Source organism: Streptomyces sp. NPDC046335 (genome assembly GCF_055587985.1).
The window spans coordinates 645870-656594 of the sequence record NZ_JBVJFF010000003.1; the positions used below are offsets into that span (position 1 = coordinate 645870).

A 10725-nucleotide genomic window follows, 5' to 3' on the forward strand; every position below is an offset into this window, starting at 1 on the left:
GTCATTGACCGCGCATCCACTGCTCCATCACCGACAACAGATGATCCGGGTCGACCGGCTTCGTCACGTAGTCCGACGCGCCGGAGTCGATCGCCTTCTCCCGGTCGCCCTTCATCGCCTTCGCGGTGAGCGCGATGATCGGGAGCCCGGCGAACTGCGGCATCCTGCGGATCGCCGTCGTCGTCGCGTACCCGTCCATCTCCGGCATCATGATGTCCATCAGGACGACGGTGACGTCGTCGTGCTGTTCGAGCACCTCGATGCCCTCGCGGCCGTTCTCCGCGTACAGCACCGACAGGCCGTGCTGCTCCAGGACGCTGGTGAGCGCGAAGACGTTGCGGATGTCGTCGTCGACGATCAGCACCTTCTCGCCGCCGAAGCGGAAGCTGGGCCTGCCGGGAGCCGTCTCCTGGCTCGCCGCGGGCCACGGCTCCTGCGCGTGCTCCTCCGGCGCGGGGGCCCCGGGCTGCTTGCCCGGCAGTGCCGGCTGCTGCTCCGGGGCGGACGCGGTTCGCCTGCGCCGCCGGAAGAGCGAAGCGGGCGGGGCGGGCGCCTCAGGCCGCGGCCGGGTCCCCTCGGCCTGAGCCGTGGCCTCGGCTCCGGCGCCCTCCTCCAGGGCCGGGAGCTCCGGCGCGCCGGGTACGGGGGCCAGCTGGGAGTAGCCCTGCGGAGGCAGTTCGCTGGGGTGCAGGGGCAAATACAGCGTGAAGGTCGAGCCGCGGCCCGGTTCGCTCTGAGCGTAGATCTCACCGCCGAGCAGCCGTGCGATCTCCCGGCTGATGGACAGGCCGAGCCCCGTGCCGCCGTACTTGCGGCTGGTCGTGCCGTCGGCCTGCTTGAACGCCTCGAAGATCACGCGCATCTTGCTGGCCGCGATGCCGATGCCGGTGTCCATCACCGAGAAGGCGATGAGATCGGCCCCCGCGTCCCGCAGCGACCCCGCCTCCAGGAGCTGCTCCCTGATGGCGTCGGGCACATCGCGGTTGGCGTGCCGGATGACCAGTTCGACCGCTCCGGAGTCGGTGAACTTCACCGCGTTGGAGAGGAGGTTGCGCAGCACCTGGAGCAGCCGCTGCTCGTCCGTGTGCAGGGTCGCCGACAGTTCCGGGGACACCCGTACGGAGAAGTCGAGCCCCTTCTCCGCGGTCAACGGCCGGAAAGTGGCCTCTACGTAGTCGACGAGTTGGACCAGGGCGATGCGCGTCGGGGAGACGTCCATCTTGCCCGCCTCGACCTTCGACAGGTCGAGGATGTCGTTGATCAGCTGGAGCAGGTCCGAACCCGCTCCATGGATGGTCTCGGCGAACTCCACCTGCTTGGGAGTGAGGTTCGAGTCCGCGTTGTCGGCCAGCAACTTGGCGAGGATCAGCAGGGAGTTGAGCGGCGTGCGCAGCTCGTGCGACATGTTCGCCAGGAACTCGGACTTGTAGCGCATCGAGACCGCGAGCTGCTCGGCGCGCTCCTCCAGGACCTGCCGCGCCTCCTCGATCTCGGTGTTCTTGACCTCGATGTCGCGGTTCTGCTGGGCGAGCAGCTCGGCCTTCTCCTCCAGCTCCGCGTTGGAGTCCTGGAGCGCCTTCTGCCGGCTCTCCAACTCCGCCGAGCGCTCGCGCAGTTGCTCGGTCAGTTCCTGCGACTGCTTGAGCAGCACCTCGGTCTTCGTGTTGACGCTGATGGTGTTGACGCTCGTCGCGATCATCTCGGCGATCTGGCTGAGGAAGTCCTTCTGGATCTGTGTGAAGGGCTGGAACGCGGCCAGCTCGATCACACCGAGGACGGTTCCCTCGAAGAGCACCGGCAACACGATGACCTGCGCGGGCGGCGCCTCGCCGAGGCCGGAGGCGATCCGCAGATAGCCCGAGGGCGCGTTCTCCACGAGGATCGTGCGCCGCTCCTTCGCCGCCGTGCCGATCAGGGTCTCGCCGGGCCGGAACGACGTCGGCATGGACCCCATGGAGTAGCCGTAGCTGCCCAGCATGCGCAGCTCGTACGCGTCCTCCTGGTCGGCCCCCAGGTCCTTGGCGTCGTCCGTGGGCAGCGCCAGGAAGAACGCGCCGTGCTGCGCGGAGACCACGGGCGTCAGCTCGCTCATGATCAGCGAGGCGACGTCCTCCAGGTCGCGGCGGCCCTGCATCAGACCGGAGATCCGGGCCAGGTTGCCCTTGAGCCAGTCCTGTTCCTTGTTGGCGAGAGTGGTGTCGCGGAGGTTCGCGATCATGGTGTTGATGTTGTCCTGGAGGGCCTGGATCTCGCCCGCCGCGTCGACCTCGATCTTCAGGTTCAGGTCGCCGCGGGTCACCGCGGTCGCGACCTTCGCGATGGCCCGCACCTGACGCGTGAGGTTTCCGGCCATCTCGTTGACCGACTCGGTGAGGTCGCGCCAGGTCCCGTCCACGTCACGCACGCGTGCCTGCCCGCCGAGCTGGCCTTCGGTGCCCACCTCGCGGGCGACCCTGGTGACCTGTTCGGCGAAGGACGAGAGCTGGTCGACCATCGTGTTGATGGTGGTCTTGAGCTCCAGGATCTCGCCCCGGGCGTCGATGTCGATCTTCTTGGTGAGGTCGCCCTTGGCGATCGCGGTGGTGACCATCGCGATGTTGCGGACCTGTCCGGTCAGGTTCGACGCCATCGAGTTCACGGACTCGGTGAGGTCCTTCCACGTACCGGAGACGCCAGGGACGCGCGCCTGGCCGCCCAGAATGCCGTCGGTGCCCACCTCGCGGGCCACGCGCGTGACCTCGTCCGCGAACGAACTCAGCGTCGTCACCATGGTGTTGACCGTGTCGGCGAGCTGCGCCACCTCGCCGCGCGCCTCGACCGTGACCTTCTTGGTGAGGTCTCCGTTGGCGACCGCCGCCGAGACCTGGGAGATGTTCCGCACCTGGCTGGTCAGGTTGTTGGCCATCAGGTTGACGTTGTCGCTCAGGTCCTTCCAGATGCCGGTGACGCCCGGCACCCGCGCCTGGCCGCCGAGCTGCCCCTCGGTGCCCACTTCGCGGGCCACGCGCGTGACCTGCTCCGCGAACGAGGAGAGCTGGTCGACCATCGTGTTCACGGTCGTGACGAGTTCGAGGATCTCGCCCTTGGCGTCGACGGTGATCTTCTTGGAGAGGTCTCCCATGGCGACGGCCGTCGTGACCTCGGCGATGTTCCGCACCTGGAGGGTGAGGTTGTTCGCCATGCCGTTCACGGACTGCGTGAGGTCCTTCCAGGTGCCCGAGACGCCCTGGACCTCGGCCTGGCCGCCGAGGATGCCGTCCGTACCCACCTCGCGGGAGACCCGCGTGACCTGCTCCGCGAAGGCGGAGAGCTGGTCCACCATCGTGTTCAGGGTGTTCTTCAACTCAAGGATCTCGCCGCGGGCGTCCACGTCGATCTTCTGGGACAGGTCACCGCGGGCCACCGCCGTGGCGACCTGCGCGATGTTGCGCACCTGGGCGGTGAGGTTGCCCGCCATGCCGTTCACGGAGTCCGTCAGGTCGCGCCACACACCGGCCACGCCCGGCACCTGCGCCTGACCGCCGAGGCGCCCCTCCGTGCCCACCTCGCGGGCCACCCGCGTCACCTGATCGGCGAAGGCGGAGAGCTGGTCGACCATCGTGTTGATGGTGTTCTTCAGCTCCAGGATCTCGCCCCGGGCGTCGACCTCGATCTTCTGGGACAGGTCACCGCGCGCCACCGCCGTGGTGACCTGGGCGATCTGCCGTACCTGCGACGTCAGGTTCCCCGCCATGAAGTTGACGGAGTCGGTGAGGTCCTTCCAGGTGCCGCTCACGCCGTCCACGCGCGCCTGACCGCCGAGCCGTCCCTCGGTGCCCACGTCCCGCGCCATCCGCGTGACCTGGTCGGCGAAGGACGACAGCTGGTCCACCATCGTGTTCACGGTGTTCTTCAGCTGGAGCATCTCGCCGGACACGTCGACGGTGACCTTCTGCGACAGATCGCCGTTCGCGACCGCCGTCGTCACCTGCGCGATGTTGCGGACCTGGCCCGTGAGGTTGCGGAACGCGGTGTTCACCGAGTCGGTGAGGTCCTTCCACGTACCGGCCGCGCCCTGCACCTGTGCCTGGCCGCCGAGCTCGCCCTCGACGCCGATCTCCCGCGCCACGCGCGTGACTTCCGATCCGAAGGCGGAGAGCTGGTCCACCATCGTGTTCACGGTGTTCTTCAGTTCGAGCATCTCGCCCGCGACGTCGACGGTGACCTTCTGCGACAGATCGCCGTTCGCGACCGCCGTCGTCACCTGCGCGATGTCGCGCACCTGCGTGGTGAGGTTGCGGAAGACCGTGTTGACCGAGTCGGTGAGGTCCTTCCAGGTGCCCGCCGCACCCGGCACGTTCGCCTGGCCGCCGAGCTGCCCCTCCGCGCCCACTTCGTTGGCCACGCGCGTGACCTCGTCCGCGAAGGTCCGCAGCGTCTCGGTCATCTGGTTGATGGTCTCGGCGAGCTGCGCGACCTCGCCGCGCGCGGAGACCGTGACCTTCCGCGACAGGTCGCCGTTCGCGACCGCCGTCGTGACCTGCGCGATCCCGCGCACCTGAGCGGTGAGATTGCCGGCCATGAGGTTCACCGAATCGGTGAGGTCCTTCCACACGCCCGCCACACCCGGCACCTGCGCCTGGCCGCCGAGCTCGCCCTCCGTGCCCACCTCGCGGGCGACGCGCGTCACCTCTGACGAGAACGAGGAGAGCTGGTCCACCATCGTGTTGACGGTGTTCTTCAGCTCCAGCATCTCGCCGGCGACATGAACCGTGACCTTTCGGGACAGATCACCCTTCGCCACGGCCGTCGTCACGAGCGCGATGTCGCGCACCTGTGCGGTCAAGCGGTACGCCATCGTGTTGACGGAGTCCGTGAGGTCCTTCCACGAACCGGACATCCCGCGCACCCTGGCCTGCCCGCCGAGCTTGCCCTCCGTACCGACCTCACTGGCCACACGCGTGACCTCGTCGGTGAAGGTGGAGAGCTGGTCGACGAGGTTGTTGACCGTACGCCCGACCTTCAGGAACTCGCCCCGCAGCGGATGCCCGTTCCCGTCGGCCCCCTGCGCCCGCAGCTCCATGCGCTGCTCCAGGTCGCCGTCCGCCACCGCGGACAGGACACGGCCGACCTCGGAGACAGGACGTACGAGATCGTCCACGAGGGCGTTCGACGCGTCGATGGCGGTCGCCCACGAGCCCTCGCTCGCTCCGCTCTCCAGTCGTTCCGTGAGTTTTCCCTCACGTCCGACCATGCGCCGCACCCGCGAAAGCTCACCCGTCAGGTGCAGATTCCGGTCGGCCACCTCGTTGAAGACCGCGGCGATCTCCGACATGACGTCGTCGCCGGAGACCGTGAGCCGCTTACGGAAGTTGCCGTCCCGCATCGCCGCCAGGGCCGCGAGCAGCCTGTTCAGGGCCGCCGCGTCAACGGAGGCCTGTGCTCCCTGGCGCGGTTTGCGCTGTTTGTTCAGGGACTGTCCGTCTTTCGCGCGCGTGTCAGTGCCCCGCGTCGCTGCGCCAGACTCCACTGTGTCCCTCCCGCAAGGGTCGACCTACTGCTTGAGCTGCTCGGGCTGTCTCCATGAAGCTTGCCCAGTGTTTCACCATGGCCGAACCAGGCCATAACAGTTCGGCAGCTTCGCACACCGTCCGCACACCCTCCGGGCGGAAAACACTGACGACCGGCATCAGCATGGACGGCGAAGGTAAGTAACCTTGCATCCGGCTGTCCAACCACCCCGGTCCTGCCCGGCCAGGGCGGTGGTACACGAACAAGCGGGCATCGGAGGGGCGGCCGCACCATGAGTTCGGGAGAACTGGGCGTCGATACTCGTACGAGGAGTGCTGTGATCACCGCACGCGCGGCTGCGACTTTCGACCCCGTCGGGCGTTCCGTCGCGACGGCCCGCGCCTTCGTCCGTGACACCTTGCAGGGCTGGGGTTTCACCGACATCGTCGACGACGCCGTCGTCCTCACCAGCGAGCTGGTCACCAACGCCGTCGTGCACGCGGGCACCGCGGCCGACGTCCTCTGCCTGCGCACCGAGGACGCCGCGCGCATCGAGGTCTCCGACCGCTATCCGGAACGCGAGATCCCGCTCCAGCAGTCCTCCGTGAACATGGGCAGCCCCGACCGCGAGGGCGGCCGCGGCCTCCAGCTCTGCGCCGCGCTCGCCACCCGCTGGGGCGTCGAGTACACGCCCACGCACAAGCAGGTCTGGTTCCAACTCGACCTCCCCCACCGCCGCGTGGGCACCCGCACCGCGGGCCCCGCGCTCCCCGCCGAGCTGCTCCCCGTCGCCGACGGCAGGGTCCGCGTCGCCGTCATCCAGATCGACAGCGCCGGCGCGGTCTCCGCCTGGAACGAGGACGCCGAGGACCTCTTCGGTTACGCCGCCGACAAGATCCTCGGCAAACCGCTGAACGACCTCGCGGCCTGGCCGCACACCCCCGGCACCAGCACCGGCATCGCCGAGGCCCTCCAGCTCTCACGCTGGGAGGGCAGCTACGGCATCCGCGGCTCCCACGGCCGCGTGATCCCCGTATACGCCTCCCACCTGCGGGTCCGCGACACCGACGGCGAGCCGTCCACGGTCTGCCTCCTCGTACGGGACGACGAGCGCGCCGTGCTCCAGACGCCCCTGCGCGGCGCGGCACCCGAGCAGGCCACCCTCAACGAGCCGAACGCCACGGACCCCTTCGAGGTCTTCATCGGCTCCCCCGCCCCCGACGACCTCGACGGCCTGCTCCAGCGCACCGTCGAGCGCGCCCGCGACATGCTCGACGGCGACGCCGCCTTCCTCCTCCTCGCCACCGACGACGAGACCGAGCTGGAGGTCCGCGCCTCCACGGGCCTGCCGTCGGCCACCCAGCGCTTCGCCCGCGTCCCCGTAGAGGCGGGCCCCGGACGCTACGGCTCGGCCCGCATGCCGGCCGTCCACGAGGACCTCACGGTCGTCCCCGGGGCCGTCCCGCTCCTCAGCGGCACGGGCATGCGCTCCGTCGTCACCGTCCCCCTCAAGGTCGAGGGCCGCCTCACCGGCTCCCTCGGCGTCGCCGCCGAGTCCCCCGACCGGTACTCGAACGAAGAGGCCCTGCGCCTCCAGTTCGCCGCCGACCGCATCGCCCTGGCCGTGGAGTCCGCGCGCCTCGGCGAGCTCGAACGGCTCCGCCGCGGCTCGCTCTCGTTCCTCGTCGAGGCCTCCGACCTCCTCGCGGGCACCCTGGACCGCGACCAGACCCTGGCCCTCATGGCCCAGATGACGGTCCCCACGCTCGCCACCTGGTGCGCCGTCTACACCATCGCCGACCAGTCGGCCGAGCCCTATCTCTCGTACGTCCTGCACGAGGACGAGGATCGCATCGACGGCCTCAAGGCCCTCCTCTCCAAGATCGCCCCGCCCGACCCGGTCCCCACCCCCGGCGCCCGCATCTGGGCGGCCCCCTCCGAGGCCGCGCACCAAGCGGCGCTCCGTACCTCCATGCGCAGCCTTGGCCTCGGCGAACCCATGACCGTGGGCTCGGGCATCGGCACCACCCTCTCCACGGCGTCCGCGGTGGGCGGCGAGACGGTCGTCCTGCCCCTGGTGGCCCGCAACCGCGTCATCGGTATGCTCACTCTCGGTAAGCCCTCCGACGAGCACTTCCGCCAGGAGATCCTGGAATTGGCCGAAGATCTCTCCCGCCGGGCCGCCCTCGCCCTCGACAACGCCCGGCTCTACTCCGAGCGCACCGCCATCAGCCAGTCCCTCCAGCGCAGCCTGCTGCCGCCCGGTCTCCCGCAGGTCCCGGGCGTCGAGGTCGACGTCATCTACCGCGCGGCCGGCGAGGGCAACGAAGTCGGCGGCGACTTCTACGACCTCTTCCCCATCCGCGACGGGGCCTACGGCTTCGCGATCGGCGACGTCTGCGGCACGGGCCCGGAGGCCGCCGCCGTCACGGGCCTGGCCCGGCACGCGCTGCGCCTGCTCGCCCGCGAGGGCTTCGGCGGCCCCGCGGTCCTGGAGCGCCTGAACGCCGCGATCCTCGACGAGGGCGCCCGCAGCCGCTTCCTGACGCTCCTGTACGGCGAGCTGTGGCCCCAGGAGGACGGCTCGGCCATCCTCAAGATCGTCTGCGCGGGACACCCCCTCCCGCTCCGCCTGCGCCAGGACGGCACGGTCGAGCCGTACGCGGAACCGCAGCCGCTGCTCGGTGTCATGGAGGACCTCGAACTGTACGAGCAGACGATGACGCTCGACCCCGGCGACGTCCTCCTCTGCGTCACCGACGGCGTCACCGAGCGCCGTGAGGGCACCCGCATGCTCGGCGACGACGGCCTCGCGGACGTTCTCACGACGTGCACGGGCCTGACGGCCGGCGCGGTGGCGGCCCGCATCATGCGCGCGGTGGAGCGCTTCGCCTCCGACGCCCCGTCCGACGACATGGCGATCCTCGCGATGCGCGTCCCCGGCCTCCAGAAGGACTGACCGCGCCCGGGGCACCTCCGGGTGCCCCGGCCCCGGCCGCGATCGACCTTGAACGCACTGAAGGCCCCCGCCCAACAGGGCAGAGGCCTTCATCAATTGAGCCCCCAAGCGGAATCGAACCGCTGACCTTCTCCTTACCATGGAGACGCTCTACCGACTGAGCTATAGGGGCCTGCTGCGCTCGGGGGTTTTCCCCGCGGCAACGGAATAGATCATACCTGAATTCCGCACCCGTTCGAACCGCCCATTCCTCTGGACCACCCTCGCCTTCGCTGCCACCCTGCGCGCATGTCGCCCCGACTCCGTACGCGCTTCGCGTCCTTGCTCATGACCTCGGCTCTGCTTGTGCCTCTGGCGGCCTGCGGCTCACCGAACGGCTCCGCGGACCCGAGACCGGGGCCCGCCAAGAAGCCGACGTCCACTCCCACGCCCCGCCCCGGCGACCAGAAGGTCACACTCCTCTGGAAAGGCGAGAAGCGCGTCTACAGGGTCCACACCCCGCCCGGTCATGCCCGCGCCGGGAAACTGCCCCTCGTGATCGCCATGCACCCCTATCCGTCCGACGGCAAAGCCATGGCGGAGATCAGCGGCCTGAACTCCAAGGCCGACGACGAGAACTTCCTCGTCGCCTACCCCGACGGACTCAACCGCGGCTTCAACGCCGCGATCTGCTGCGGCACCGAGGACGATGTCGGCTTCATCCGTACGATCACGAAGAGGCTGATCGGAAGCCGGCAAGCCGATCCCGAGCGCGTCTACGCCACAGGCATCTCCAACGGCGGCGACATGGCGTACAAACTCGCCGTGGAACTCCCCGGCACCTTCGCGGCCATCGCCCCGGTGAGCGGCGGCTACCTGGGCACGGACGCGGAGAAGAAGTCCTACATGCCGAGGACGCCGGTGTCGGTGATGACCTTCATCGGCGGCCTGGACGAGCACTACGCCGGAATGGACGCGGGCATCAACACCTGGCAGAAACGCCTGTCCTGCGTGCCGAGCGACCGGCAGCGGCTCAAGAACGGCATCAAGAAGACGACGGCCGAATGCAGGGACGGCTCCGAAGTGGTCGTCCACCGGCTGCCGAAGATGGGCCATTCCTGGCCGAACGGCGCGGGCGGCGACATGTCCGATCCAAAGGCCGGTGTCAACGCCACTGACGCAATGTGGCGGTTCTTCAAAAAGCACACCCTGAAGACACCGTCATAGGGCTGCGGGGTGTCCTCAGAAGGCCGGTTGCAGGAGGCCGCCGAGGGCGTTGCAGGCGGAGACGACACGCTGTAGGTCCCGGCGCGACATGGAGGCGTCGACCGGCAGAGCCAGCGTCTCGTCGGCGGCCCTCTCGGTCTGCGGCAGGCATACGTCCCGCCGGTACTGCGGCAGCCGGTGCACCGGTGTCTTCACCGGCACCCAGCAGTTGACGCCGCGGGCACGCACGGCCCGCGCGAAGGCGTCCCGGTCGGGCCGCCCGTTCCCCGGCACGCGCACGACGTACTGCTGATAGCTGTGCTTCTCGCCGCCCTCGGGTGTCATGACCCCGCTCAGCCGTCCGCTGAGGTACGCGGCATGCGCCCGCCGACGGGCGAGCCCGTCCCCCGGAGCCTCCGACTCGTTCCGCTCCAGTACCAGCAGCCCCTGCCGTTCTCCTACGTCACGAAGGCGCCGTACGTCGGCCTGGTTCCCGAAGCGGTGCTCGACGATGACGGCGGCCGTACGCGGGCTCACCACGGCGGCAACGGCGTCAGGGGCGAGGCAGTACGACGCCGGCTCTATGTCGGCGAAGACCGGCATCGCTCCCGCGAGGACCACTGCTTCGGCGGCCTCGGCGTCGCCGTACGCGGACACGACGACCTCGTCACCGGCACCGATGCCGGCGGCGCGCAACATCCCAACTGTCCTCATGTCTCCGGATGTTGGCCGCGCAACGTGAACGGCAAGTAACGCAAAACAAAAAAGAGCTGGTCCCTGAACCGAAGTTCAGGGACCAGCTCTTCATCAAGATTAGTTCGGCGGCGTCCTACTCTCCCACAGGGTCCCCCCTGCAGTACCATCGGCGCTATGAGGCTTAGCTTCCGGGTTCGGAATGTAACCGGGCGTTTCCCTCATGCTATGACCACCGAAACACTATGAAACTGTCAACCGCACCGCCATGTGGCATGACGGGGTTGTTCGTGGTTTCAGAACCAACACAGTGGACGCGAGCAACTGAGGACAAGCCCTCGGCCTATTAGTACCAGTCACCTCCACCCGTTACCGGGCTTCCAGATCTGGCCTATCAA

The 10725-nt window shown here is 68.9% G+C and carries 4 protein-coding genes, 1 tRNA gene and 1 rRNA gene; 2 read left to right on the plus strand and 4 right to left on the minus strand.

What is annotated here, in order from left to right; all coding sequences use genetic code 11:
* Position 1 precedes the first annotated feature (1 nt).
* Positions 2-5509 carry a HAMP domain-containing protein gene (locus tag ACZ6JY_RS09405; RefSeq protein WP_469193878.1) on the minus strand — a complete coding sequence of 1836 codons (5508 nt, stop codon included), beginning with the start codon at positions 5507-5509 and terminating at the stop codon, positions 2-4.
* A gap of 318 nt (positions 5510-5827) precedes the next feature.
* Between ACZ6JY_RS09405 and ACZ6JY_RS09410 the strand changes: the two genes are divergently transcribed.
* Positions 5828-8449, plus strand: a complete 2622-nt coding sequence (locus ACZ6JY_RS09410; RefSeq protein ID WP_469193880.1) for a SpoIIE family protein phosphatase — start codon at positions 5828-5830, stop codon at positions 8447-8449.
* Between the two features lie 99 nt (positions 8450-8548).
* Here ACZ6JY_RS09410 and ACZ6JY_RS09415 read toward each other — a convergent pair.
* Positions 8549-8621, minus strand: a tRNA-Thr gene (locus ACZ6JY_RS09415).
* Positions 8622-8737: 116 nt separating this feature from the next.
* On the opposite strand from ACZ6JY_RS09415, the gene ACZ6JY_RS09420 reads away from it, so the two are divergent.
* A complete protein-coding gene (locus tag ACZ6JY_RS09420; protein ID WP_469193882.1) occupies positions 8738-9655 on the plus strand; it encodes a CE1 family esterase in 918 nt (305 codons plus the stop codon).
* A gap of 15 nt (positions 9656-9670) precedes the next feature.
* Here ACZ6JY_RS09420 and ACZ6JY_RS09425 read toward each other — a convergent pair whose 3' ends face one another.
* Complete coding sequence (locus ACZ6JY_RS09425; RefSeq protein ID WP_469193884.1) at positions 9671-10333, minus strand: DegT/DnrJ/EryC1/StrS family aminotransferase; 663 nt, start codon at positions 10331-10333, stop codon at positions 9671-9673.
* Positions 10334-10450: 117 nt separating this feature from the next.
* Positions 10451-10567, minus strand: a 5S ribosomal RNA gene (gene rrf / locus ACZ6JY_RS09430).
* Between the last annotated feature and the right edge of the window lie 158 nt (positions 10568-10725).

Coding starts and splice junctions, on each gene's coding strand:
- ACZ6JY_RS09420 (WP_469193882.1), top strand. CDS start 8,738: ATGTCGCCCCGACTCCGTACGCGCTTCGCGTCCTTGCTCATGACCTCG.
- ACZ6JY_RS09425 (WP_469193884.1), bottom strand. CDS start 10,333: ATGTTGCGCGCCGCCGGCATCGGTGCCGGTGACGAGGTCGTCGTGTCC.